Source organism: Chloroflexota bacterium (genome assembly GCA_016235055.1).
In the GTDB taxonomy this organism is placed as follows: domain Bacteria; phylum Chloroflexota; class Anaerolineae; order JACRMK01; family JACRMK01; genus JACRMK01.
Genome location: JACRMK010000040.1, coordinates 13808 through 38717, shown reverse-complemented (window position 1 = coordinate 38717; position 24910 = coordinate 13808). Strand labels below are relative to the sequence as shown.

Annotated in this window: 24 protein-coding genes; 11 read left to right on the top strand and 13 right to left on the bottom strand. The window is 62.0% G+C overall.

Annotated features, from left to right (window positions below):
• Nucleotides 1-126: 126 nt before the first annotated feature.
• From HZB53_09855 to HZB53_09825, 7 genes are all read left to right on the top strand, one after another.
• A complete protein-coding gene (locus tag HZB53_09855) occupies nucleotides 127-948 on the top strand; it encodes a GAF domain-containing protein (protein ID MBI5877945.1) in 822 nt (273 codons plus the stop codon).
• 639 nt (nucleotides 949-1587) lie between these two features.
• A complete protein-coding gene (locus HZB53_09850; protein MBI5877944.1) occupies nucleotides 1588-2232 on the top strand; it encodes a hypothetical protein in 645 nt (214 codons plus the stop codon).
• Between the two features lie 2 nt (nucleotides 2233-2234).
• Entirely contained in the window at nucleotides 2235-2792 is a 558-nt protein-coding gene (locus HZB53_09845; protein MBI5877943.1) for a redoxin domain-containing protein, read from the top strand.
• A gap of 298 nt (nucleotides 2793-3090) precedes the next feature.
• Nucleotides 3091-3615 carry a hypothetical protein gene (locus tag HZB53_09840; GenBank protein ID MBI5877942.1) on the top strand — a complete coding sequence of 175 codons (525 nt, stop codon included), beginning with the start codon at nucleotides 3091-3093 and terminating at the stop codon, nucleotides 3613-3615.
• A 61-nt stretch (nucleotides 3616-3676) separates the two neighbouring features.
• Nucleotides 3677-4027, top strand: a complete 351-nt coding sequence (locus HZB53_09835) for a twin-arginine translocation signal domain-containing protein (protein MBI5877941.1) — start codon at nucleotides 3677-3679, stop codon at nucleotides 4025-4027.
• 760 nt (nucleotides 4028-4787) lie between these two features.
• Nucleotides 4788-5129, top strand: a complete 342-nt coding sequence (locus HZB53_09830) for a twin-arginine translocation signal domain-containing protein (GenBank protein ID MBI5877940.1) — start codon at nucleotides 4788-4790, stop codon at nucleotides 5127-5129.
• Nucleotides 5130-6116: 987 nt separating this feature from the next.
• Nucleotides 6117-6746: a helix-hairpin-helix domain-containing protein gene (locus tag HZB53_09825; GenBank protein MBI5877939.1), complete on the top strand. Its 630-nt coding sequence runs from the start codon at nucleotides 6117-6119 to the stop codon at nucleotides 6744-6746.
• Between the two features lie 23 nt (nucleotides 6747-6769).
• On the opposite strand, the gene HZB53_09820 is transcribed toward HZB53_09825, so the two are convergent.
• Nucleotides 6770-6925 (bottom strand): pilus assembly protein, encoded by a 156-nt coding sequence (locus tag HZB53_09820; GenBank protein ID MBI5877938.1) that lies wholly within the window; start codon nucleotides 6923-6925, stop codon nucleotides 6770-6772.
• A gap of 174 nt (nucleotides 6926-7099) precedes the next feature.
• Between HZB53_09820 and HZB53_09815 the strand changes: the two genes are divergently transcribed.
• Nucleotides 7100-9436: a ComEC/Rec2 family competence protein gene (locus tag HZB53_09815; protein ID MBI5877937.1), complete on the top strand. Its 2337-nt coding sequence runs from the start codon at nucleotides 7100-7102 to the stop codon at nucleotides 9434-9436.
• Nucleotides 9437-10103: 667 nt separating this feature from the next.
• Nucleotides 10104-12194, top strand: a complete 2091-nt coding sequence (locus HZB53_09810) for a right-handed parallel beta-helix repeat-containing protein (protein MBI5877936.1) — start codon at nucleotides 10104-10106, stop codon at nucleotides 12192-12194.
• A gap of 170 nt (nucleotides 12195-12364) precedes the next feature.
• Here HZB53_09810 and HZB53_09805 read toward each other — a convergent pair whose 3' ends face one another.
• Nucleotides 12365-13066: a hypothetical protein gene (locus HZB53_09805; GenBank protein MBI5877935.1), complete on the bottom strand. Its 702-nt coding sequence runs from the start codon at nucleotides 13064-13066 to the stop codon at nucleotides 12365-12367.
• A gap of 243 nt (nucleotides 13067-13309) precedes the next feature.
• Nucleotides 13310-14116 carry an MBL fold metallo-hydrolase gene (locus HZB53_09800; protein ID MBI5877934.1) on the bottom strand — a complete coding sequence of 269 codons (807 nt, stop codon included), beginning with the start codon at nucleotides 14114-14116 and terminating at the stop codon, nucleotides 13310-13312.
• A 739-nt stretch (nucleotides 14117-14855) separates the two neighbouring features.
• On the opposite strand from HZB53_09800, the gene HZB53_09795 reads away from it, so the two are divergent.
• Entirely contained in the window at nucleotides 14856-15539 is a 684-nt protein-coding gene (locus HZB53_09795) for a hypothetical protein (protein MBI5877933.1), read from the top strand.
• On the top strand, nucleotides 15536-15709 hold the full coding sequence (locus tag HZB53_09790; GenBank protein MBI5877932.1) for a hypothetical protein: 174 nt from the start codon (nucleotides 15536-15538) through the stop codon (nucleotides 15707-15709). The genes HZB53_09795 and HZB53_09790 overlap by 4 nt, the downstream gene beginning before the upstream one ends.
• A 6-nt stretch (nucleotides 15710-15715) precedes the next feature.
• Here HZB53_09790 and HZB53_09785 read toward each other — a convergent pair whose 3' ends face one another.
• The 10 genes from HZB53_09785 to HZB53_09740 form a co-directional block, all read right to left on the bottom strand.
• On the bottom strand, nucleotides 15716-16495 hold the full coding sequence (locus HZB53_09785) for a methyltransferase domain-containing protein (protein ID MBI5877931.1): 780 nt from the start codon (nucleotides 16493-16495) through the stop codon (nucleotides 15716-15718).
• Between the two features lie 57 nt (nucleotides 16496-16552).
• The gene (locus HZB53_09780; protein ID MBI5877930.1) at nucleotides 16553-16894 is read right to left on the bottom strand and encodes a transcriptional regulator; all 342 of its coding nucleotides are present in this window, start codon (nucleotides 16892-16894) and stop codon (nucleotides 16553-16555) included.
• Complete coding sequence (locus HZB53_09775) at nucleotides 16891-17235, bottom strand: toxin (protein ID MBI5877929.1); 345 nt, start codon at nucleotides 17233-17235, stop codon at nucleotides 16891-16893. The genes HZB53_09780 and HZB53_09775 overlap by 4 nt, the downstream gene beginning before the upstream one ends.
• A gap of 85 nt (nucleotides 17236-17320) precedes the next feature.
• Nucleotides 17321-18220, bottom strand: coding sequence for a DMT family transporter (locus HZB53_09770; protein ID MBI5877928.1), 900 nt, complete (start codon nucleotides 18218-18220; stop codon nucleotides 17321-17323).
• Nucleotides 18221-18322: 102 nt separating this feature from the next.
• A complete protein-coding gene (locus tag HZB53_09765) occupies nucleotides 18323-19336 on the bottom strand; it encodes an aminoglycoside phosphotransferase family protein (GenBank protein ID MBI5877927.1) in 1014 nt (337 codons plus the stop codon).
• Nucleotides 19337-19338: 2 nt separating this feature from the next.
• On the bottom strand, nucleotides 19339-19908 hold the full coding sequence (locus HZB53_09760) for a histidine phosphatase family protein (protein MBI5877926.1): 570 nt from the start codon (nucleotides 19906-19908) through the stop codon (nucleotides 19339-19341).
• Nucleotides 19909-19923: 15 nt separating this feature from the next.
• Nucleotides 19924-22236 carry a penicillin acylase family protein gene (locus HZB53_09755; GenBank protein MBI5877925.1) on the bottom strand — a complete coding sequence of 771 codons (2313 nt, stop codon included), beginning with the start codon at nucleotides 22234-22236 and terminating at the stop codon, nucleotides 19924-19926.
• 94 nt (nucleotides 22237-22330) lie between these two features.
• Nucleotides 22331-22870, bottom strand: coding sequence for a 5'-3'-deoxyribonucleotidase (locus HZB53_09750; protein MBI5877924.1), 540 nt, complete (start codon nucleotides 22868-22870; stop codon nucleotides 22331-22333).
• Between the two features lie 227 nt (nucleotides 22871-23097).
• Nucleotides 23098-24042: a radical SAM protein gene (locus tag HZB53_09745; protein MBI5877923.1), complete on the bottom strand. Its 945-nt coding sequence runs from the start codon at nucleotides 24040-24042 to the stop codon at nucleotides 23098-23100.
• An 87-nt stretch (nucleotides 24043-24129) separates the two neighbouring features.
• Nucleotides 24130-24894: a class I SAM-dependent methyltransferase gene (locus HZB53_09740; GenBank protein ID MBI5877922.1), complete on the bottom strand. Its 765-nt coding sequence runs from the start codon at nucleotides 24892-24894 to the stop codon at nucleotides 24130-24132.
• Between the last annotated feature and the right edge of the window lie 16 nt (nucleotides 24895-24910).

Here is a 24910-nt window from a genome sequence, read left to right as displayed (position 1 = left end):
CAATCCCCAATCAGCTTTTCCCCTTCTCCCCCGCGCGCGGGGGGAGAAGGGGCCAGGGGATGAGGGGGTGACAACCGACCTTCCACCAGGTATGGGGACATCATCAAACCGAAACGGTATTAGTTCGTGATCGCTCTACAACAACGCCGCCCATCGAGCCTGAGCGTACGCCCCATTGATGCGGAAGGAGGGAACGTGACACTTGAGCGGAGTTTCACTGAGCAATGGAGAGAACTGACCGAACTGCAAACGCACTGGCGCGTCATCACGCGCGCGATAACCATCGCACTGCATGACTTTGGGCAGCTTGACGCATTTGTCGAGCAACTCGCCGCCCTCATCCACGAGGAGTTACGCTACGACCATTTTGGCATCGGGTTGGTGGATGCGGATAGTCGTATGGTGTACAGGGGAGGCTATGGTCTGCCTGAAGAAGGGAAGAACCGGTTCGCGCTGGCGCCCGGCGAGGGCATCGTTGGCTGGGTCTTTCAGCACGGTCAGGCGCTGCTCGTCCGCGATGTGCGCGAAGACCCGCGCTACTTCAAAGCGCGCGGCAACACGCGGTCCGAACTGTGCGTGCCGTTTTTTCTGCATGGCCAGGTACTCGGCGTCATCAATGCGGAGAGCGACCGCCCCGGCGCGTTCAGCGCGCGCGATGTGGAACTGCTGACGGCGCTGACCGGCGTCCTGGCACTGCTGCTACAGGATTTGATGCGGCGCGAGGGTGCGGCGCCGATCATGCAGGAACTTACTGAACAGGAGCAGGTGGTGCTGCGCCTGCTCGCACACGGGCAAGACGACCGACACATCGCCAGGGAGTTGCATATCAGCCTGAATACGGTGCGAACCCATCTCCGGGCTATCTTCCAGAAACTGCAAGTCAACTCGCGGGCGCAAGCAATCGTATGGGTGCATAAACACGGGCTTTTCTGTGGCGATGAGCCATAAGCCGTCCATCACCACAAAATGTGATGCGATATCACCAGTTTCGATGATGACAGAGCGGCTCCTATGGTATATAGTGCAACCCATACATTGGATTTGGTTTAGGAAATGCGATCATATACGAGTTATCTTTTGGTGCGTTAAGCACCGAAAAATTGGCGCGGCTGACTCCAACTCAATCGATGACAACAGAAGCTGTCACATCATCGTTAGACTTACGTTTGCGTGAGCCGGGGGACCATCCCGTAGATGTTCCTATCATCTGTGTCATCACTCGCTTCGGTCTACGAAGTGCGCGCTACTTATTGCCGACATATCTCGATTATCTGCGGGTGGTAAGAGAAGCAAAGAAAACACAGACGCCGGGGTTGCTACGCGCAGCGTTTCTGATCGAGAATCTCAAGACTTGCTACAGTCTGTCAATCTGGGCCAGTTACGATGCGATTCCTCGTTTTGGAACCAACGTACTCTATCATGTAGTTGCTGGCAACAAGATTTTTGGACGGCTGGCGAAGCGCGACGATGGGTACCCTGAATTATGGTCCAACAAATGGCAATTGACTTCTGTGAGCCACAATCTAAACTGGGAGAATTTTGATCTACGGGGCCTGATATTAGCCCTGGAGTCTGAACGGCGGCAACATGCTTGATCCAACGGGAGTTTCTATCCTTGCATATTTTGCCCTTGCACTCCAGTTCTGCCTGGGTATCGTGTTCGCGATCTCCGCTACGCCGAAGCTATACCGACCACTAGCTTTCGTGCAGAGTGTGGTCAAGTACGAGGTTTTGCCAGCCAAAGTCGCACAAGCCTTTGGACTTGTGCTAATCCCGGCGGAGGGCTTCTTGGCATTTAGTTTTCTGACGGGCTTCGGGACCGACATCGCGCTGTGGCTTGCCATAGTTCTGTTGGGCGCCTTCCTATTCGCCGTGGGTATAAATCTAAAACGAGGTCGGAAGGTTTCTTGTGGATGTTTCGGGAATGCGGACGAGCAAATCTCACCCCGAACATTGATGCGGTTAGTCTTGCTCGTTGCGGCGGTCTTACTTCTTATGGCCTTGCGAAGCACCGGAACTGTTTTATCGTTACCAGGTTTCGATTCCATATGGCTAGGTGATGCATCAACTATCGCTTTTCTACTATCCGAGGTGCTTCTGGGCGTTTCTGTCCTCCTGCTGGCCGCGTGGCTGTTGAGCCTACCCGAGTTGTTCGTCTTGTTTCACCATCCCCGTGGTCGCGGGATGGTGACTAGGGAGCACACGGACGCAGGAAGAAGAGGGGTTGCATAAGCATGGAAACAATTATCCCCTTTTACCTCTCCTATGTGGCTCTGTGGGTACTCGTGGTGTTCCAGAGCCTGATCTTGTTTGGCTTGGTGCGGATGGTAACGGAACTCCAGCAAACTCGAGCAGTGGCTGGCATGTCTGAAGGCCAGGAGGCGCCGAAGTTCAGTGCTACGAGCCTCTCGGGTGCTTCGATCAACAGTTCAGACTTTGTAGGCCGGCTAACTGCTCTTCTGTTTGTTTCACCTAACTGTTCCGCCTGTGAGGAGGCGCTCACCAGTATAGGCTATCTGCGACACAAAACTAATCAGGGCAACGTGATTGTCATCTGTGAGTCGGTGCGCGAGGAATGTACCCGACTGGTTGAGAAATATAAGCTCAATGTGCCCGTGATCGCAGACGCGGATAGTCGTATTAGCCGCCTCCACAAAATATCGTCCGTTCCGACGGCTATCATCATCGATCAGAACAATCGCATCAAGTCCTATGGCCAGATCAAGCAACCCGAGGAATTAACCGAAGTGTTTCCCAAAAAGGAAGAAGCGCACCTTCGGGTCGCAGGTTAGCATGGCTATGGAGACTTCCACCAACGTTCGACATGAGGGTTCCCAGCATGATGACATGTCGAAGAAAGTCAAACGTGTGGCCGTGGTTGTTCCAACCATATCCCTCTTGGCAGGCATGGTAGCCATGACCTATGAGCCTCGATATGGCCTCTTCGCGGTTGCGCTGATCTTAGGTTGGACTCAACTGGTCGGGCTCTGAGGGTTGTCGCTCATCGGAGCGTTAACGCCCCTCGGGAAGGTGGCTAGATTCAAGAAGCAGTGGTTAATTGACACGACGGCGTTTAGTGTTGCCGGTCTAGTGACCAGCACGTTCATCGGTGCAATAATAGGCTGGCTCGGTGAATTGTTTTCATTACATTTGAGCGAGTCCGGCATATTTGCTGTTATTGCCGTTGCAGTCATTCTGATGGCTCGTGAACTTAGATGGATTTCCTTACCCCTGCCTCAGGTCAAAAGGCAGACCAAAGATTTCTGGTCCAAGGTATTCCCAAGCACAATCGCGGCAGCGCTATGGGGATTTGACTTGGGGCTGGTTTTTACAACCTATTTTACATTCTCAGGTGCTTGGTTGCTCGCTGTTGTCGCAGCCGTCATCGGACAGCCGGGGTTCGGCGCGGTTCTATTCGGGATATACTGGCTCGGGCGTGCTCTATCAGTTTGGGTCGCGCCTTTGGTGATGCCTAACGCAAGCGCCACCTCACAGTTGCTAGATCGCGTCCATGAACAACGCCTGCTATTTCAGCGGGCCCACGTATTTGGGCTTGCGTGGTCAATGATTGTTCTGCTCGTATTGCTGACACTCGGAGTCCGTATGCAAGGTTAAGTTTGCCACTGCGTAGGCGGTGTCGTTAACAGTTACACAGTGAATTCCCAGGAGGTGTACAATGGCTCCGGAAAAGCTCGTTGAAGCAATTGCCAGGCAAATTGACCGCAGGGACTTTCTCAAGAAACTTGGCGCTGGCACCTTTGGGGCGCTATTGGCGTTTCTAGGGCTGAGTCGGCCTGCCTTCGCAGTCGATGTTGCATGCTGCCATTTGTGTTATTCGCCGGGATCAACTACGTGCAACACCTGCGCATGGTGTTGGAACTGTTGGTGGGACCCGGCGCTTGGGGGTGATGGCTGGGGGTACCAATGCTGTGAATGCCATAGCACCAATGACGGCTGTCCATACGGTGATTGTGGAAATGTCGACCACTCGTACTACAGACGAGTAGGGACCATGCCTAGCCCTTAACAGATAGGGCGGAGCGTTGTCACTACACACTGATCGTTACGCAGCGAGGTAAACGCATGCGATGGATGATTCTCTTAGTCGCATTGTCATTGCTCGTCGCGGCCATGATAGGTTGCGCAGGCACCGGCGGCTCTGCTGCGGAAACGCCTTCCCCGGCATTGTCCACGGTCTTGCCAACGCGGAGCTCGATGGTGGAATCGACACGCCAGCCCACGGCACTGCCCACGCTACCGCCGGCGGATCCGAATTCGTGTCCCGTCACAATCCCGAATGGGGCTGCGCCTCCCGGCGTGCGGCCAGGTCCCCCGATGCACGGGAATGGTGTTCTGTGGGTCACCTTATGGCCCAACAACACGATTCGAGCCACGCCCGACTACGTTGGCTCAGATGGTTCGGTATCGATGAAATTTCCTTGGTATCGCGGGGTGTCGGGTAAATTGACCATTGAGGGATACCGACTGGACGCGTCCGCACCGCCACTTACGGCGAGTGTCTCCGGCGGCTATGGGGAGACGGGATTTCAGGCCAGCAGCATACACTTCCCCAGCGAAGGTTGTTGGCAAATCACGGGGCGAGTCGGTGAGGCGAGCCTTACGTTTGTAACACTGGTGATCAAGGTACCGGCGCAGAAGTAGCCCAGATAGATCCGTGTGGGTCTGGTTTGTCGCGGCTGAAGTCCTCGTGTAAATGCCAGGTTAAGTTTGCCGTTGCAGTATGGTCTCTGTAATAGCCAACACAGTGATTTCCCAGGAGGTGTACAATGGCTACAGAAAAGTTAGTTGAAGCAATTGCTAGGCAAATTGACCGCAGGGATTTTCTCAAAAAGCTAGGTGCTGGTACCGTTGGTGCGCTATTGGCGTTCTTAGGGCTGAGTCGGCCTGCCTTCGCACATTTCTACCATTACGCGTGCTGCCATTTGTGTTGGCCGGCTGGATCAACCAGCTGCAGCACCTGTGTATGGTGTTGGAACTGCCAGCATGAGGATGGTTGGTGGTACTCATGCTGTGAGTGCCACAGCACCAATGACGGCTGTCCGACCAGTGCCTGCGAAAATGTTGAGCACTCGTACTATTATCGACTGGGAATGGCGCCCAGCCGATAAGCACCGGCAGGATGGGTTGAGCAGCGCCAATCCACTCGTCCACAGGCGGGCAGGCAAACGCATGCGATTAACGCTCTTACCAATCTTGTCCTTGCTCGTCGCGGCGTTGACAGGTTGCGCAGGTACCGGCGGCTCTGCTGCGGAAACGCCTTCCCTGGCATTATCCACGGTCTTGCCAACGCGGAGCTCGACAGTGGAATCGGCACCCCAGCCCACGGCATTGCCTACCCTGCCGCCGGTGGATCCGGATGCCTGTCCCGTGACGATCCCCAACGGGACCTCTCCGCCCGGCATGCCGCCAGTTCCCAAACAACGTCACGGGAATGGTGTATTGTGGGTCGATCTATGGACAGACAACAGGATCTTGGCCACGGCCCCCAATTACCTTCACCCCGATGGTTCAATAGATATGAAATTTGGTTGGTGGCGCGGAGTGCCGGGTAAATTGACCATTGAGGGACACCGACTGGACGCGTCCGCGCCGCCGATTCAGACGAGTGTCCCCGATGGATATGGTGAGATAGGATTTCAAGCCAGCGGAATACTCTTCGCAAGCGAAGGTTGTTGGCAAATCACGGGACGAGTCGGCGAGGCGAGCCTTACGTTTGTAACACTGGTGGTCGGGGTGCGGGCGCCGAAGTAGTCCAGGTAGACCCGTGCGGTCTGGTTGCAGCGGCTGAAATCCTCGTGTAGGTACCCGGTTCCTTTCTTCTCCTCCCCGGCGCGCTGGTAAACTCCCTCCGTAGCTGGACTTTGCACTCAGTTGGTGAGTTCGATCAGCCGCTGCGCTTCACCGTATCAGTACGGTGCGACCTGTCGCTGCCATCGGGTCGTCGTGGACGGGCGCAACACCTACGACCCGGAGCGCAGATCGCATAACCACAGCGTCCTGTAACGCACAACGCCCTCCGGCAACATGTTGCCGGAGGGCGTTTTTGCATGCGGGCGGGCGGCGCGGTGCTATAATGGGGCCGCCGGAGATCATCCATGCCTGAGTCGCGTGCGCACCCTCCCTATCCCCTCATCGCCGGTGTCCTGTGCCTGCTGGCCGCGCTGGGCGTAGCCGTCTTTGTCTTCGTGTCGCGCCAGCCCCCGGCACCGGAGCCGGTTCGGCTCGTCACCCTCACGCCACGCCCATCGCCGGCCCCGACCTATACCCCGAACCCGACCGCCCTGCCGCGCATCGTCGTTCAGGTGAGCGGCGCGGTCAAACAGCCGGGTGTGTATCGCATTGAGGCGGGCGCGCGCGTGAGCGACGCCGTGACCGCGGCGGGCGGCGTGACCGACGACGCTGACGTGTCACACTTCAACCTGGCGCGCAAAGCGATCGACGGGGAACTGATTATCGTGCCGCGTATCGGCGAGACGCCCGTCGCACAGTCGCCGGGCAGCACAGCCCCCACCACCGCCGCACCGCGCACCGGCAAGGTGAACATCAACACGGCGGATGCGGCAGAGCTGGACACGCTGCCGGGCATCGGGCCGGAACTGGCCCAGCGCATCATCGCCTACCGGCAGGCGCACGGGCCATTTGCACGTATCGAGGACCTCGACAACGTGTCGGGCATCGGTCCGTCAACCCTCGAGCGGCTGCGCGACCTGATTACGGTGCAGTGATCGCCGGGCACCGCGTTCGAGGTCTACGAAAAACCGTTGTTGATCTGGCTGTACATATTGCCAATCGCGGGTCCCATCAGCCCGAGAATCGCCACCACGACGATGACGACGAACATAATGATCAGCGCATACTCGACCAGCCCTTGCCCGGACTGATGTTTGAACAATTGGGCTCGCATCGGCTTATGCCCTCCATGACGAAACGCCGGGCAACGCGTATGCCTGTTATGAATGAATACGGGGTGATGAAAAGTATTTCGCGCCGCCGGGAATGGTGCTAATCATATAATACGCCAATCCGTTCTGTCAATTCTAACAGAGAAAAGGTGTTGAAGCTCAACCTCTAGCGCCAGATGACTGCTCGCGTACCGCCACTCATTCCCGTTTGCGTCGCGTTTCTGATCGGCATTGCGCTGGCCGGAAGCGGCTGGCTGCCCGCCGCATGGATGCTGGCGACGCTTGGCATGCTCGGGTTGTTGGCGTTGGCCGCGCTGGCGATACAACGGCCGGGTGCAGGGCTGGCCGTCGTGTGCGCGGCGGCCGCACTGCTCGGCTGGAGCCGGTATATGCTGGCGGAGCCGGCCGGCCCTGATCCGCTCGAACGGCTGCACAATCAGGGCAAAGTGACCATGCATGGCACGGTGGTGCAGCCGCCGGATGCGCGAGAGCACGCTACGAACCTCATCGTTGAAGTCTCGCAGATCACCTCCACGCTCAAAACCGGCACCATCACGCCGACGCTCGTGCTGGTGAAGGCGCTTCGCTTTAGCGACATCACTTACGGCGACGTCGTCACGCTGACCGGCGAGTTGCGCCAACCGCCGACGGGCGTGGACTTCTCCTATCGCGACTATCTGGCGCGGCAGGGCATTCACTCACTGATCGAGTACGCCGTGATCCGGCGCGTCGCGTCCGGGCAAGGCAATCCGTTCTTCGCCGCGTTGTACGGCGTGCGCGACAGCGCGCAGGGCATCATCGAGCACAGCCTGCCCGAGCCGCAGGCATCGCTGCTGTCCGGCATCCTGCTCGGGCAAGACCAGGGCATCCCGCGCGATACGGTCGCGGCGTTCCAGCGCACGAGCACGACGCACATCATCGCCATTTCGGGTTACAACATTTCGCTCGTCGCCGGGTTCCTCGCCACGCTGGGCGGTGTGCTGCTGCACCGCCGGCGCGTCGCGTTGTTTGTGCTCGGCGGGATCGCGGCGTATGCGCTGTTCGTCGGCGGCGGCGCGTCGGTCGTGCGCGCGGCGATCATGGGCGCACTGCTCGTGATCGGCCCGGCGCTGGGCCGGCAGAGCTACGCGCCGAATGCGCTGGCAGCCGCCGCGCTGGCGATGGCGGTGCAGTCGCCGTTCATCGTGTGGGACATCGGCTTTCAGCTCTCGGCCGGGGCGACGCTCGGCATCCTGCTGTTTGCCGCGCCGTTGTCGGACGCGCTGTCGCACTGGATCGCGCAGCACGTGACCCAGCCCGCGCTCGCGACCGGTCTCGGACTGCTGGCTGCCGACACCACCGTGACGATCGCGGCGATGCTGGCCGTCGAGCCATTGATCGTGTATTACTTCCACGGCCTGTCGCTCGTGAGCCTGCCGGTAAATCTGCTGATCTTGCCGGTGCAGCCGGCTGTGATCGGCTTCGGTACGCTGGTCGTGCTCGGCGGGTGGCTGCATCCGCTGCTGGGCCAGGCGCTCGGCTGGCTGGCGTGGCTGCCGCTGACATGGACGATCGCCATCGTAGAGTGGTGGGCGCGCCTGCCATTTGCCTCGTTCGATGCGGGTCGCGTGCCGCCGCAAGCGGTCGCCGCTTATTACGCAGTGCTGGCCGGCATCGTGTGGTTAGGCGTGCAGCGCACCCAGCCGCGCCCAGTCGTCGCAAACGGAACACGGCGCATCGCTGTCGCGGCACTGGCGGCGCTCGCTGCAGCGGTGATACTGGCCTGGTTCGCCGTCTTCGCGCAGTCGGACACGCGACTGCATGTCTGGTTCCTTGACGTCGGGCAGGGCGATGCGGTGCTGGTGCGCACGCCGTCCGGCCGCTTTGCGCTGATCGACGGCGGGCCCAGTCCGCAGGCAGCGGTGGAAGCGCTCGGACGTCAGATGCCGTTCTACCGGCGCGACCTGTCGCTGATCGTGCTGACGCGCGCAACCGACGACCACGTGGCGGGACTGGTGCCCGTGGCCGAGCGCTATGCGGTTGCACAGGTGATTGCGCCTGATGTGGCACACGGCACGACGGCCGTGCGCCGCTGGAGCGCGGCGCTGAAGGACAGGGGCGTTTCAGTTATGACAGCGGCCGACGGCGTTGTGGCTGAACTGGGCGACGGCGTGCACATTGCCATCGCACACGCCGGCAAGGATGAGGAGGGGTTGACGGTGCGCCTGGAGTACGCCGCATTCAGCATTCACTTTGACGGCGATGGCGCAACACCCGCGCCGGGCGAGGCGGCGACGGTGCTGCGCATCGGCGCGCACGGCGGCGCGCGCAAGGGAAATGCGCAACTGCTGCGCGACGTACAGCCGACATTCGCCGTCATCTCGGTTGGCGGCGACAACCGTTCCGGCGATCCTGCGCCGGAGACGCTTCAGGTGCTCGCCGACGCCGGCGCAACGCTCTACCGCACCGACCGGCACGGCACGATCGAGTTCATCAGCGATGGCGGGCGCCTGTGGGTGACAAGCCAGAAGTAACGGAGGCCCGATTGCAGACGCAGGTATGTAGCATCGATTTTGAGCACCGCGTCTCCACCTGCCACTCAAGCATGTTACAACCTCCTCGGACCACTCACCTTGAATCGCATCGCCTCCGCGCCGTCGTTGTGTGGCCGGGCGGACACGCATCCCCGTCCGCCCCAGGGCTATTCAAAAGTCCCTTGACAAACTGTGCGATCGCGCCCTGAGCCTGTCGAAGGGCATGAAAATGCACGCACGCTTCGACGGCGTCGTGTGCCGCTCAGCGTACGGCTCGTCGGATTATGGCGATGTACTACGACTTTTGAATAGCCCGGCGTCTGCCCATTTGCGCCAGCGCCGAAACGGTCATAGTATTAGCGTGCCTTAGCCTACCACTCGTAGAGATCAACCCGACCTCTTCCGGCGGCAGAATATTGCCGAAAGAGGTCGGGGTTCGTTTTTTTGAGTTGACTGCACTGGCTGACAAATCCCTCCTCCTGAACCTTGGCGCGCCTACCACACAAATTGCCGGGCGCATAATGTATCGATCCTGACACAAACCGCACGTGTACGAGCATCCATGCCGCTGACCAGTCGCGGTGCTTGTCTGCTAGCCACGCAGTCTCATACAGGGAGGTTCTCGATGTTACGATTGATCCGAGGCTTGGTGGTTGCAGTTTGTGCCTTGCTGGCCGTTGCATGGGGGCTGCCGGTCGTGACAAGCGCGCCCCGCGCTGCCCTCGCCGCACCAGCGGCGTTGCTGGTAGTAGATAATAATGGCGACATTGGCGGACAACTCTGCACAGCGGCAGCCAGCGATTGCTCGCTGCGCAGCGCGGTTCAGATTGCCAATCTCACCCCCGGTAGCACGATCGCCTTCGATAACGACTACACCATCACCCTGGGTTCCAGTCTGTTCCTCTCGGGCTCCTTCACGACCATCAGCAACCTCGGCGTGCGGACCATCCGGGTCGATGCCAATGGCGCCGGGCAGGCGTTCGTCATAACCGGCAGCGATGTGCAAATCGACGGGCTGAACGTGTACGGCGCGCCGCCTGGTTCGTCCAATATCTACATTACCGGCTCGGCGGTGCGCGTCATCATTCGGCATAGCAACATCGGGCATCTCCTCGATGGCGGATCGTGCGCCTTCACATCATCTTATGGCGGCATCTACATAGATTCCACAGGCGGGAGTCTGGCAGCAAGCGATGCGCGCGTGTGGATATATGCTAACAACATCCTTTGCATCAACGGCACGCCCGGCGACGGGATCACGCTGGCCGGCACCAACCGGGTCGTCATCGGGGAGGATGAGGCGGGCAACGCCAGCGGCGCGCAGAACACCTTCATTGGCAAAAACAACCGCGGAGTCGTGATGACGAGTGGCGCCCAAAACAACCGTTTGCGAAACTCGGGCGTCAATGGCAATGGACAGATCGGGCTACTGATCACGGGGGGTGCCAGCTACAATATCGTGTCGGACAGTCAATTTGGGAACCAGCTGGGCAATGGCATTCAGATCGACGGGGGCGCGCAATCCAACCTGATTGGCAATGACACCGGCCAACCGCGCACGCGCGGCAACTGGCTTTTCTCCAATTCCGGCCACGGCATCTATATTTCAGGCAGCGCCACGCAGATGAATGTGGTGCAGGGCAACAACATCGGGACGAACGCCGCCGGCACGGCTGCCAATCCAAACACGCAGCATGGCATTGTCCTGGATAACGGCGCGGCATACAACTACATCGGTTTTGGCGGCGAGTACCGCAACCTCATCTCCGGCAACACCCAAAACGGTGTTGAGATTCTGAACGGCGCGCAGCACAACCTGGTGCGGGGCAACTATATCGGCACGAACATCAGCGGCACGCTGGCGATCCCTAATCTCAGCGGCGTGACTATCTACAATGGAGCTCAGTACAACGAGATCGGGGGCACGATTAGCGGGACGCAGAACCTGGTGAGCGGCAACACGGCCTTTGGCATCTATATCGCCGGCAGCAACACGGCCACCAACACGATAACGTCCAACAGCCTGGGTTACGACCGGCTGGCCGGCCGGCAGCTGCCGCCGAACGGCTGGGACAACATCATGCTCAGCGATCACACGCACGGTAACATCATTGGCGGCTGGTTCACGCCGAATGCGATCGAATACGCCGCCGGCAACGGTATCACTGTCGAGGCCGGCGCACAGTCGAACCAGATCCTGATGAACTTTGTAAGCGGCAATAGTCGCTACGGAGTCCTTTTCGACGGCAGTAGCACGGCATCCAATGTGATCAGCCGCACCAGTATCACGTACAACGGGCAGACCTGCCCCGGCTGTGATGGCATCGCCGAGCGGAACAGTGCCGGCCCGAACCGCTGGACGGAGGTCTCCATTTTTGCGAACGCCGGGCTGGGTATTGACAGATTCGTGACCAGCGACACGACGAACACCATCAACCCGCCGTACCTGTACATCACCGGCGTCGACCCGGGCACGGGCGTCGTCAGTGGCACGGCAGACGGCAGCGGCCTGTTCGCGCTGACGACGGTGGAGCTCTATCGCGTGGCGGTCGATCCGAGCGGGTACGGGGAGGGCATCGAGTTCGTGGGCCGGGCCAACACCGATGCGAACGGCAACTGGAGCATCACAGACGGGGCGAGCGCATCGAACGCTCCCTGCTATACGGCTTTTACGACAGAGACATTTCTCGTGTTTCTGGGTTCATCGGAGTTCAGCCGCAGCAACTGTTCCCTATCCTTGCCGCTGATTCGACGGTAGAAGCGATCCCGGGACAGAGACGCTTCAGATGCTCGCCGACGCCGGTGCAACGCTCTACCGCACCGATCTGCACGGCACGATCGAGTTCATCAGCGACGGCGAGCACGTGTCGGTGACGAGCGAGCAGTGAGGGGCCAAGCACCACCTCACGGAAAGTTACAGGATAACAACTAGTCGAGTTGGCAAAGGCTAACACCTGCCAGCAGAACCCAGACTGTAGTAAACACAGATGCGATGATGGCGATAGCACCCAGGGCGCTAATGACGAACGGGCCCACGACCGCAACAATCCCCAGGATGCCCGTGGCCAAGCCCGAATAGGCCGTAGCTTTGTTGAAGACACCCTTGAGCATCGCAAGACCGATGATGAGGATTCCCAAAGAAGGAACAAGTATCGCATAGACCGCAAACAAACTGGAGTTTAGCACTGACCAGGCGTACGTTGCGGCCGCGACGATGACTGTACGCTGAACGTCACTTGTCACCGCGGCATATTTACCGCTTAGGGTGATGAGCGAGGCATAGTTGGGCCATGTAACTGTCAGGTCCAGGATGGCGAACATGGCGATAAGGCTTGCGCCTGCCAGTACAGCATTGCGATTGACTTCCTTCAACGCGATGGTGAGCGCCAGCGCAACGGGCAAAAAGAGGAAATCCGTTAGGGCAGACAGAGCCAGGATTGTCCACCACGCTGTCGTGTGCCCGACGAGATACTTGAGCCATTCCTCGGCTCCACTCGGTAATGCTCCCCCAAGAACATACACTACCGTAATGAGAATATACGATAGGCCCAAGACAATCGCCGAAATGCCACCCAAACGATATAGCCCTTTTCTATCAACTGTATTAATCATCGCCTTCTCCTGGTTCATGGATTGTTCTCCGCATTGCACCCAAACGAGAGTGCGCAATATCTACGCGTTGCACCGCCGGTATTCGTCGTCGTTTTCGGCCATTGAAAGGCCACGCTGGAGACGCTTCAGGTGCTCTCCGACGCCGGCGTAACGCTCTACCGCACGGACCGGCACGGGACAATCGAGTTCGCCAGCGACGGCGAACGCCTGTAGGTGAACAGCGGCCGCCGGCATTCACCGGACTCTGAACGACCAACTGGGTCACGTGATCGCCCTGCAATAGCGCCGGGCAGAGCGTTCGACGGCGGCTTTCGCATCGGCGGACACCACACGATCAAACCATGCCGCGTAGATGCGGTCAAACGCATACGGCATGACGCTCTGCACAACTCGATCGACTTTCGCGGCCGACAGTGGGATGAGATTGGGATAGCTGTACATGAAGCTCACATAGCGGCGGTCGGATACCACATACAGAACGTCACCCGTGAGCAGCGCGCCGCGCTCTTCGGCGCCCGCCGCCCAGTGCAGCACCGTGGCGCCATCGAAGTGCCCGCCGCAGCGAACCAACGTCAGCCCGTCGCCCAAAGCGCGCGTCTCGCCGTCCCAGAACACGATGCGACTGTCGGGCCGCATCACCCACTGGCGATCGGCCGCGTGCAAGTAGATCGGCGCGTCGCCAAACGCGCGGCTCCATTCGACCATCGCTGAATAGTAGTGCGGGTGCGAGATGGCGATAGCCGCGATGCCGCCCAATTGCTTCACCGCCTCGATGGTGGCATCGTCAAGCAGCGTGATGCAGTCCCACAGGATGTTGCCTGTGGGCGTTTGTACGAGCAGCGCGCGCTGCGCGATGGCAAACGCCGGCTCGCTGCCGATGCCCGTAAGATTGGGCTCCTCGCTCTTGATCACGTTACGATGGGTCGCACGCAACGCGTCCAACGTGGTCCACTGCTGGCCTTTCCAGCCGACGTACTGCCGCTCCTCCTCGCAGATGAGACAGTGCGCGGGCGGCTCGCTCGACTCAGCGTACTGCGTGCCGCATGTGACACAGACGTAATAAGGCATGGGCCTCTTCCCCCTCAGTCATGGACCTCACGCAGCTTGAAGACCCGTGAGGTCTGCGGAACCGCTCTATTCGAAATGCCAGACCGGCCCGAGGGCCGGGCAGATCGTGGTGACGCCTTTGGCACGGAGCTTTTCCCAGCTACGGCGCGCCAGGTCGGTCGGGTCCGGCGGCGCCAGCGGCAGTGGCGTGAGGTCGCCGGTTGGCGACTATCGCCGAGCACGGAGTAGTTGTTCGAGCGATCAGCAATTCTCATTTTGGAGTCGGCCGCCAGTATGCCCCCTCATCCCCTGGCCCCTGCGCCGCCGCGCACCTCCCCTTAGAATCTCGCCCCCTCCCAACTTTGTTGGGAGGGGGTCGGGGGGAGGGCAACGCCGCTTTCTTGTCGAGCCCGCTTGCGTGATAAGCACCAGGGGGCCAGTTCATAGCAAGCCGGCATTGGAAAGTACCCGTCCAAAGCCAAAATGGGAATTGCTGTCGAGCGATAGCCGACGTTGACGATGTTCATGGCGCAATTCCCGGGGAGTTGTGCGCCTTACTCTCGACCCCCATGGACAATGTGCCGTGGAGTTCCATGCCGCATCATAAACCCTTCCATTCAACGTCGCAAATTCTTTGCGGCGGCGTACCAGATACTCGCTCACAAATCCTTCTTTGCGCCGGCAGGCATTTCGCGTTATATTTTGCGGGCGCGACATCATCGGCCGATGCGTCCTGATAGACGCATAACAAGGAGTCCTTATGTCCGCTCCATCCGACGTTTCCGGCTCGGTCACAGCCCGCCCATCAAGCGATGATCGCGTTTATCCACTCGTTCGCATCGTCGCGGTACTCGTCATGTTGGTGCTCGTGCTGGCCGTCATCGCGTTGTACCGTTTCCCCGACCAAACCGACGTGGACTTTGCCTGGACGATCCGCCCGCGCATGAGCGCGATGGTGATCGGCGCGGGCTACCTGATGGGCATCGTGTACTTCGGCCGCGTGGCGACGAGCCCGCTCTGGCATCGCGTGTCCAGCGGCTTCCTGCCGATCAGCGCGTTCTGCGTGGTGATGGTGCTCGCCACGCTGATGCATCTCGACCGCTTTCACAGCGGCACGCTGCAATTCTGGATGTGGGCGATCATCTACGCGGTGACACCGTTCCTGGTGCCGGGGCTGTGGTGGTGGAACCACCGCGAGGACAATGGCAAGCCGGAACCGCACGATGCGGAGATGCCGCGCATGCTGCGCATAGGGGCCGCCGTCGCGGGCGCGGGCGTCGGAGTGGCGGGCGTGGCGTTCTTCGCGATGCCCGATCTGGCGATCGGACTCTGGCCGTGGACAATTACGCCGCTGCTGGCGCGCGTCTACGGGGGCTGGATGATGCTGCGGCAGTCGGCGGACTGCTGCTGGCGCGCGAGCCGCGCTGGAGCGTCTGGCGCGTGATGCTGGAGAGCGTGACGTCGGGCATCGCCGCGACTGCGCTGGCGACGATCCTGGTGTGGTCGGACTTCAATCAGACCAGGCTCACGACATGGCTATTCGTCGCCATGCTGATCGGCGCGCTCGCCTCAGCGGTCTACCTCAGAATAGCGATGGACCGCCGGCGCGCCTGACGCGTGTCACAAAGGATCGGCTTCTTGCGCCAGATACAGATAGCGAGCGTGCAACCCCTCCTCGATTGCCTGCGAAACACCGTCGGCGTCGCCGATGCGGTTGTCGTAGATGAACTGTGCGCCCTCGGCCTCGAACTGCGCCTTGAGTTCCGGCAGCACCGCTTTGCGCCGCTGCGCCAGCCGGTAGTCCTGTGCGGTCAGATTCCACGTCCGGTACGCCAGCCCGTTTGCGGATAGCGCGCGGGCCAACGGTGTGTTGTCGGGCAGGATGCTCGCCGCGTCGAACTGCTCGCGCGGTACCCACGGCTCGCGCCCCTGCGAGTAGAAGAACGCCAGCCGGCCGCTTGGTCGCAGCGCCGCGTTCAGCGCGCCGACCGTCGCCGCATAGTCGTCGCTGAAGTAGATCGTGTCGATCGACAGCACCAGGTCGTATGCGCCGCGCGGCAGATCGAGCCGGTTGATGTCGCCCACCTGAAACGACAGCCGGCCGGCTTTCGCGGCGGTGCGCCGCTGCGCGCGCTCGATCGCCTCGGCGATGTAGTCCAGCCCCGTGAACTGCGCGCCGGTGCAGTCCGACAGGTACTCCGTGATCATGCCGTTGCCACAGCCGAGATCGAGCACATTCTGCCCCGCGCCGAGCGGCGCCACGCGCAGCAGCAACTCGCATTGCTCCATGTCGGTGAAGCCATGCTGGCACAGGTCGCGGCCAAAGACGCGCTCGCAGAACGCATAGTGCGCCGCGCTCCGCTCGACGGTGGTGTAGTAGGCGGTGTAGAACTCTTTCATTGGTGATGCGCTGCCGGCCATGCTATGCGCCTTGCGGCATCCACAGCAATGTGCAGTTCACAGAGAAGCCAGGCGGCTCACCGTATCGGGATAGCGTTTGACCAGATGGATGAGGAGCGCCGCCTGCGCATTAGGCTTGGCACGCCCCTGCTCCCAGTTCTCCAGCGTCCGCACGTTCGTGCGCAGATAAGCGGCGAACAAGGCGCGGGACAGATTTAGCCTTTCCCGCAAGCGGATCAGTTCCTGCGGCGTGATCGACGGAGGCAACTTGTACTCAACGGCATGCGTGCGCAAGGTCCGCTTGCCCTGACGTGCCCCGGCGAGCGCCGTCAATCCTTCGGTCAATTCAGCGAACAGGTCACGCTCTGCCGTGCGCCGCGTCTTGGATGTGCCTTTCATCGCTTCTTCCTCGCTTCCAATTCCGCCTTCACCATCTCGCGCAATGCTTTGCGCTGGAGCGGCGTGAGATCATTCATTTCGTCTTTGTCGTAAAGCGTGAATAGCCAGAATTGCGAACCGGCGGTCCACCAGTAATAGACGATTCGCAGGCCGCCGCGCTTCCCCTTGCCGCGACGCGGGTCGGGAAAACGCAATTTTCGCAAGCCACCCGCACCGGGCATGACCCGGCCAGCTTCAGGGTTCTCCATCAGCAACCGCTGCAGCAGCAGAAAGGCATCATCGTCCAGGTACTCGGCGCGATGGCGGTTGAACGCGGGCAGTTCAACAAACGTGGCCCTCACCGTGTTATTATACGCATGCTACGTATATACGCAAATTGCGTATCTATTGGTGTCACATGAAACTTGAGCTTCTGCGGCGGACACATCACACCACCCGCATCAGCGCCACGCGCGTCAGGATCACGCCTGCGAGGATGATCACCAGCGACACGATGACCGGCGGCGTGATCACCTCGCTGAAAAGCAGCACCGCGATGACGAGGCTGATGACCGGCTGGATGTACTGGAGCGGCGAGATGTGGACGATGCCGCCGTGCCCGAGCGCCCACGACCAGGCGGCGTTGCCGCCGATCGACGCCGCCAGGACAAGGTAGGCCATGGCGGTCCAACTGCCGGCGTTCGCCGCCGACAGGTCGAGCGGCGTAGCGGCAATGCGCGCCAGCAGCACCGGCAACAGCAGCACACCGGCCAGTGACAGCGCCCAGGTCGTGGCCGGCCCGGTGCCGATACGCGCTGACAGCCGGCTGCCGCCAACGTAACCGATACTGACGAACGCGACGCTCGCCAGCACAATCAGATCGCCCTCGACCGTTGCCGCCCCCTGCGTCGCGCCAACCGCGCGCGACCCGATCAGCACCGCTTCACCGATCATGGCGATTACTGCGCCGACCCACCAGAGCCCGCGCGGCCAGCGGCGCTGCAGCGCGAAGCCGATGAAGCCGGTCAGCACCGGCGCGGCGGCGATGATCAGCGCGGCGTGCGCCGTCGAGGTGAGCTTGACGCCCAAGCTGAACAGGAGTGTGAAACCGATCGATCCGCCGATCGCCGAGGCGGCCAGTTCGGTCCAGCCCTGCCGGTTCGATGGGCGCGGCAGGCGCAGGAGCAACCCGAGCGGCAGCAAGAGCGCGCCCGCGAGCACGGTGCGCAACATGCCGACATCCAGCGCATCGATGCCGGCGACGGCGACCTGCGTGGCAGGCGGCGTGCCGCCCCAAAAGGTGATGGCGATGAAACCGATGATGTACGGCCATACGTGCTTTGGCAAAACGGTTGCTCCAAATACAAAATCCACCACCAAGACACAAAGGCACAAAGAACACCCGTATTTGCAGTCCTTTGTGTCTTGGTGCCTTGGTGGTTCAGAGGTTTAGACGGACACGTGCCTGAGCCAGGTGGGATCGGGCAGGCGCAGGCGACGCGCGGCCCAGGCCAGCGAGACGGCCAGTTGCTGGCGTTGGAAGCGACGCAGGCGCGGCAGGCCGGGGATTTCGGGACGCCAGGCCTGATCAGCAAAGAAGCCGGCGATGGCGGCGACCGAGGCGTCCAGCACATCGGTTCGTACCGGCGCGCGCTCGCTGTACCAGGCCATGATCTCTTCCGGCGCGGGGCCGCCCTCGACCGTCACGGTCTGCGCGAAAGCCGCCGCGTCATACTCGGCCGGGCCGACGCCCGCGTGCGGCCAGTCGAACAGGTGCAGGCGGCCATCGGACCAGCGCAGGTTGTCGGAGCGGATGTCGCCGTGCATGAGCACGTGCGGCGACGCGGTCGCGCTGATGCCGCGCGCGGCGTGGATGAGCGATGGCAATGCGAGGTCAAGCCAGCGGCCCGCGGCGGTGCGCTGGCGGCCGGCCAACCCGGCCAGCGATTGCGCGCCGTTCGTGGCGGCGAGCACCACCCAGCGGTTCGCTTCGCGCGAGAGGTTCTCGGCCGGCTGCGGCAGCCAGGCCGGGAGGGCGACGCCCAACGTCGCGCGGTGGAACTCACCAACGGCGCGCGCCACCCCGCGCACGGCGCTGCGCGTCCACGGCGGCACACTCTGCGGGCCGAGATCTTCCAGCAGGGCGACGCGCCAGCCGTCCTGCTCGAACGCGCCATAGAAGACAGGCGCCCAGGGCGCGATGATGCCGCCCAGTTCTCGGTAGATGCGCACCTCCCGCGTATACGAGGCGTGCATGAACTCGTTCGATGAGGGATCGACCGCTTTGAAGAACGCGCCGCGCCCGTCGGCCAGCCGCAAACGGAAGGTCGGCGTCGGCCCGTAACCGCCCCAGATGCGTGCGGCGCGCCGCACCGGACTGCCGAGCAGCGCGGCCGTCTCGGCGCGAACGGCCGGCGGCACGCTCGCCCAGAGCGGCTTGGCCTCAACGCCGGTGCGTGACATGCTTACGCGGTGACCTCGCCGTGCAGGTGCGATACATCGTTCAGCGCCAGCATGTGTGCGCCGTCCGGCGCAAGGGCGATGCGCGTGATCGCGCAGTTGGCCACCGGGCGGCGGCGTGCGAACTGTCCGCGCTGGGCTGGGAACAGATGCACCAGCGTGCCCCAGATGAAGCCGCCATGCGAGACGACCACCACCCGCTGGCCGTTGTGCGCGGCGCGCGTTTGCGTCAGGAAGGCATCCACGCGCGCGATGATCGGGTCGCGCAGGCGCGCGGCCAGGCCGAGGCGGTGCGCCAGTTCGACGAGCAACGCCCGCCCGACTTCACGCCGGCTGACCTCGCGCAGATCGCCCATGAGCGTGAACGGTTTGCCCAGTCCGGCGCCGATGATCTCGGCGGTCTGCCGGGCGCGCGCCAGCGGACTGGACACGAGCCAGTCGTACGGCGCGTCGCCGGCCAGACGCCCGGCAGTCCATGCCGCTTGCCGGCGGCCGATATCGCCAAGCGGCACGTCATCGGTTGGATTGTACGGGTGCCCGGCGACGCGGCCGTGGCGGATCAGTACCAGTTCCATCGTCGCCGGAGCGCCCTACGCACCGGCTTTGAGCGCCAGCCGCGCTTCGGCGTTGGAGTCCACGTCGGCGCGGCCGTACCACATCGGCACGTGGCCGTTGGCGGCCCAGACCGGCACCTGGTCGGCGTAATGCGGGCTACCGGGATGCCCGGATGCGCCGAGCGGCACGACCCAGCGCGACTGCGCCCAATCGCCGACGTCGATGATCTGCCGGAAGCACTGCGTGCCGCCGACGGTGAAACCGAGCGCGGGGTAGTAACTGCCCGCCTGCACCGTGTCGGCGTCGCCGCCGTAGTCCGCGCTTGGCGGGTTCCAGCGCGCGCCGATCTCCGGCCGCGCGGAGAGCGGGTGCAGCGATCCGGTGCGGTGAACGCTGCCCCACGTCCATGTGCGCATATCGTCGCCCAACTGCGTGCGCAATTTTGCGAGGGCGCGGCTCAGCGCCGTGTGCAGGACGGCGCGCCACGACGCGCGCGCCGGATCGGACGCGTCGAGCAGGCGGTCGTCGTTCTGCGCGATCCAGCCGGGGATGAAAGTGCGGATGCGGCTGGCGTGGCTGCCCGCGCCGCGCGAGTTGCCAAACATCTCGTCGCTCATCTCCACGCCAATCAGCGGCTCGATCAGCAGGCGCATCATCGCGTCGCGGGTCGCGGTGTAGATCGTCGCCGCGACGCTGTCCGGCTCCATGCGGCAGTCCCAGCCGCGCAGTCGCGCCAGCGCGGCGGTCTGTCCGGCGTCGGTTGGCTCGCCGTCCCACGCCGCGAGCAGATGCGGCAGGAACTCCTGCGCGAACAGCGACAGGCGGTCGGCCTGCATCGCGGCGAAGTCGTCGGCGGTCGCGTTCTGCAGGGGCCGCAGCATCTGCGCGATGCGCTCGTAGCGGTAGCCGGGCGGAATGTCCGCGCTGATGTAGTGCGGGTAATCATCGCCGACGATCTTGTTGTTGGCGGTCGCGATCCAGTGCGTGTCGGGGTTGAGCGCGCGCGGCATCTCGTCGAACGGCACAAAGCCGGTCCACTCGTATTCGCCACTCCAGCCCGGCGCCGGCAGCCAGCCGTTGAGCGCGGGGCGGATCGGCAGGTGGCCGCGCGTGTGGTAGGCGATGCTGCCCGTCACGTCGGCGATGATCAGATTTTGCGCCGGATCGACCCACGCGCGCTGCGACTCACGCAGTTCCTCGGTCGTGCGCGAGCGCAGCATCGGCAGCAGCGTCTCGAACGTGTGGCCCGGCTCGAACGCGGTGTAGCGCAATGAGAGGCCGTGATTGGGCCACGGCCCGTCGTCGATGACCGGGCCGTGCAGGGTGCGGCGCACGGTGAGCACCTCATCGGCTTCGCCCAGCACGGCGATGCGCTCGACGCTCGTCTCGGCGCGGATCCATTCGTCCTTGAAGCGGTACAGCGCGGCGTCGGCCGGGTTGAAGCGCTCGATGTAGATATCCTGGTAGTCGGCCTGCGCGTGCGTGATCGCCCAGGCGACGCGGTCGTTGTGGCCGAGGTGCGGGAAGGCCGGCACGCCGGGGAACGAGACGCCGATCACGTCGAAGGCGTCGCAGGTGAGCTGATTCTGGTAGTAGACGTTGGGCACGTCGATGGCGCGGTGCGGGTCGCCCGCCATCAGCGGCTTGCCGTTCTTCGTCTTCGTGCCGTCCACCACCCAGTTGTTGCTGCCGCCCGCCGAGGGCAGCAGCGCGGCGGCCGCTTCCATGTTTGCGACGGCATTGACCGCACCACTGTCGTGGTAGACGGCGTCGGGCGGGATGATCAGCAGTTGACCGTCGCGATAGGCCGGGAAGAGCGTGACCGCCTTGTCGGCGCCGGCTTTCAAAAGGAAGCGCAGCCGCCATGTCTTGTTGAACAGCACGCCCATCAGCACGTGCCGGATCTTGAAGATGGTCAGGCAGTCCCACGGCCGCCACGGCGCGGGTTCGACGCCGAGCGCCTCGAACTCAGCCGACGGCACCGGCGTGCGCTCGATGAAGGCGTTGATGCCCGCCGTGTACGCCTCGACCATGGCGCGCGATTCGTCGTTGAGGATCGCCCAGTCGTGCTTGGCCGAGCGTTCGATCTGCAGGCGACGCGACAATTTGTCGTTCTCGACGCCGGTGCGGCCGATCAATTCGGCGGTCGTCCCGTAAGCGCGGCGGCGGTCCCATTCCATGTGCCACATGCGGTCCTGCGCATGCACGAAGCCCTGCGCGAAAAAGGCATCGGCCGTCGAGCGCGCGCGGATGTGCGGGATGCCCCAGCGGTCGCGCACGATCTCGACGTCGGCGTGCAGGCCGGACAGATGAATGGCGCCGTCGGTTTGTGGCAGGGTGTCGGTCATGGTCTCTCCAAGAGATAGAGGGTCAGGGATCGGTAAGATGTAGGGGCAGACCTGTGTGTCTGCCCAGCGTGTCGGCGGGATTATAGCACAGCGATCAGAGATTCAGCACCGTTCGCCAGTTCGTCCAGTCCATGCGGCGCTGGCCGTTCACGCTGCGGTTGTACGGCCGGTCGAACAGCACATGCTCCCAGACCGGCGTGCACGCGCCGCGAATCTCGGGCTTATCGTCAATCAGGATGTCGCCGCGCACGAACGTCTTGTCGGACGTGAGGATGATATTCTTCGTGAACGCGCGGCCGAGGTGCTGATCGACCCATTGGAACTTCTCGGTCACGCAATGCTCATACTCCTCGATCGGCGCGGTGCAGATGCGCACGGTGTGACCGAGCGCGACCATCTGCTGTACGGCTTCGATGCCGCCGGGCATCGGCGGCAGATCGCGGAAGAAGCCGGGTCGGGTGTAGATGCCGGCAACCTGTGACTTGAGCCGGGCCGGATACTCCTCGCTCAAGTAGAAACGTGTGCGCTGCTCCGGCGACAGGAAGAACTCGTCCGGGTACTGCGCGCGCCAGAGCGCGGCGAAGTGCGCGTCGAAATCGGCAAGCACATCGTCCTGATCGACGAGGATGATCATATTGCCTCTCGCGAAATGCCCGGTAGGGGCGTTCAATTGAACGCCCGTACAAATCGAACACCCGCACAGATTGAACGCCCGTACAGTCCCACGTGTTTGCGGGTATTGTCAAAGCGGTGCAGCTGTGGCCTACTGCGCGCGCGCAGGCGCCGTCAACCGCGAACCCGGCCTGTGTGTGGAAATCCTAACCCAAGCGCCACGCTGAGAATCAAAATGACACAGCCCGGTTACGCCGGGCTCGGCTTTTTTCTGTCCATAATCGAGCGATGCTGCGACTCGAATACGCCGTACATCGGATCGGGGGCGAGCGTTTCGGAGAAGCGCGACCGCAGTGCGCGGCGCGTCTGGTCGCACAGGTGGCAGGCGTCGGCGTAGCCCTCGTTGTGCGACACGTCGTAATCGCGGGCGAGCGCGGCCGGCCCGCCGCGCATAAGCGGCCCGATGATCGGGTGCGCATCCGGGTTGTAGCGCGCGCAGAGCTCGGCGAGCGGCGTCTCGAACAGGTTGCCGATCGTAATACCCTGGCAAATGTGGATCAACCCGAACGGATCGACATGCACCCGGCCCGGCTCACGCAGATTCTCGTGCGGACAGGCGTCGAATTGCGACCATGCATGTTGGCCGGAGCGCTCGGTCAATTTGATGGCGGCGCGCCCGCGATACATGATCTCCGACTCGCCGTCCGGCAACATCCCGACACGCTCTGGGGCGTCGTGTTCCTCTGGCTGCACGATGGCGATCTCGCCGGTCGGGATACCTAACTCCGCGGCGGCGACGCGAGCGATATGCGTGTGATCGCGCTGAATGCGCTTGCCGTGGTACACGTCGTTGCTGATGCTGAGATCGTGCACCAGCCCGACCAAGGGACGCAGGCGATTGAGCGCGCGGGCGTGGTTCGTGGCCCAGTACGCGTTGGAGACGATACCAACGCTGAAGCCCAGTTCGGCGGCGTAGCGCACCGCTTTCAAGAGGGTGATGTAGTACAGGAACGGCTCGCCGCCTTCGAAGTAGACCGATGTGATGGTGCCGACGGATTTAGCCTGCTCCAGGATTGCTTTGATCTGCAACAATGTCAGCGTCGTTCGCTGGTGGGGACTACCCCAGACGAAACAGTGGTCACACTCGCGGTTACAGCGGTACGTTAGCAGAATATGCAAGCTAGTGAGTTTCAAGAGATATGGATCCTGTTTGTGAACTGCGTGCGAAAAGGCTGGGTGACTAATTGGTGCTCTCAGTTAATAATAAGTAAATAATACTGTTTATCTCTTGTGAGCACAGACAAACAGGCTTGGCGTCCATGGCCACCATCCTCCAACACGTTGGAGAGCGCGATCGGCGGCAACAAGCAGTCTCAGGGGTACGAACCGCTTGAGCAAACCGACCCGGAAATGCGATACAGCGCGACGCGCATCAATTGCAAAGCCGGCACGTGCCATTTGTTGTTCCATCCAGCGTGGATGAAAGTCGAAGTTGAGTGCCACGAACTCGTGTGGCTCCGGCGAAAACGGGTTCTCTTGCTGACGGCGAAGCAGCCAGCGAAAGATTGACTTGAGGTGCCGTTTGCTGGCGAACTCCGTCACATAAGCGCCACCCGGCGCGATGATGCGCGCGATCTCGACGAGCGCACGCGGCACATCGACCAGATGATGTAACATTCGTACTGACACGACCTGCGTCACCGCCTCCGACTTGAACGGCAGGGCGTAGGCGTCGCAGACGACAAAAGCGAAGCGTGGATCGCTGCCACGCAGCCGTCGCGCCTGCTGCACCTGCGTTAAGGCGCGGTCGGTCAACACCACGCGCTCGAATCCGGCGTACAAGTCGGCCAGGCGCCCGTAGCCGGCACCCAACTCGATCAGCCGCTCACCCCATGCTGGCAACAGGGCACGCAGCGCGACACGTTCGACCGCATCTTCATACTCGCGCCCCTTGCCTTCCCAGAAGTCGGTGCGGTATGTCGAGCCTTCGTAGTTACAGATCGGGACATCGGCAACGCGGGTTCCGACCGGTTCTGGTGTGCTCATGCTCGATGTTTCACGT

Coding starts and splice junctions, on each gene's coding strand:
- HZB53_09850 (MBI5877944.1), top strand. CDS start 1,588: ATGCTTGATCCAACGGGAGTTTCTATCCTTGCATATTTTGCCCTTGCA.
- HZB53_09845 (MBI5877943.1), top strand. CDS start 2,235: ATGGAAACAATTATCCCCTTTTACCTCTCCTATGTGGCTCTGTGGGTA.
- HZB53_09835 (MBI5877941.1), top strand. CDS start 3,677: ATGGCTCCGGAAAAGCTCGTTGAAGCAATTGCCAGGCAAATTGACCGC.
- HZB53_09830 (MBI5877940.1), top strand. CDS start 4,788: ATGGCTACAGAAAAGTTAGTTGAAGCAATTGCTAGGCAAATTGACCGC.
- HZB53_09825 (MBI5877939.1), top strand. CDS start 6,117: ATGCCTGAGTCGCGTGCGCACCCTCCCTATCCCCTCATCGCCGGTGTC.
- HZB53_09820 (MBI5877938.1), bottom strand. CDS start 6,925: ATGCGAGCCCAATTGTTCAAACATCAGTCCGGGCAAGGGCTGGTCGAG.
- HZB53_09815 (MBI5877937.1), top strand. CDS start 7,100: ATGACTGCTCGCGTACCGCCACTCATTCCCGTTTGCGTCGCGTTTCTG.
- HZB53_09805 (MBI5877935.1), bottom strand. CDS start 13,066: ATGAACCAGGAGAAGGCGATGATTAATACAGTTGATAGAAAAGGGCTA.
- HZB53_09800 (MBI5877934.1), bottom strand. CDS start 14,116: ATGCCTTATTACGTCTGTGTCACATGCGGCACGCAGTACGCTGAGTCG.
- HZB53_09795 (MBI5877933.1), top strand. CDS start 14,856: ATGTCCGCTCCATCCGACGTTTCCGGCTCGGTCACAGCCCGCCCATCA.
- HZB53_09785 (MBI5877931.1), bottom strand. CDS start 16,495: ATGAAAGAGTTCTACACCGCCTACTACACCACCGTCGAGCGGAGCGCG.
- HZB53_09780 (MBI5877930.1), bottom strand. CDS start 16,894: ATGAAAGGCACATCCAAGACGCGGCGCACGGCAGAGCGTGACCTGTTC.
- HZB53_09765 (MBI5877927.1), bottom strand. CDS start 19,336: ATGTCACGCACCGGCGTTGAGGCCAAGCCGCTCTGGGCGAGCGTGCCG.
- HZB53_09760 (MBI5877926.1), bottom strand. CDS start 19,908: ATGGAACTGGTACTGATCCGCCACGGCCGCGTCGCCGGGCACCCGTAC.
- HZB53_09755 (MBI5877925.1), bottom strand. CDS start 22,236: ATGACCGACACCCTGCCACAAACCGACGGCGCCATTCATCTGTCCGGC.
- HZB53_09750 (MBI5877924.1), bottom strand. CDS start 22,870: ATGATCATCCTCGTCGATCAGGACGATGTGCTTGCCGATTTCGACGCG.
- HZB53_09740 (MBI5877922.1), bottom strand. CDS start 24,894: ATGAGCACACCAGAACCGGTCGGAACCCGCGTTGCCGATGTCCCGATC.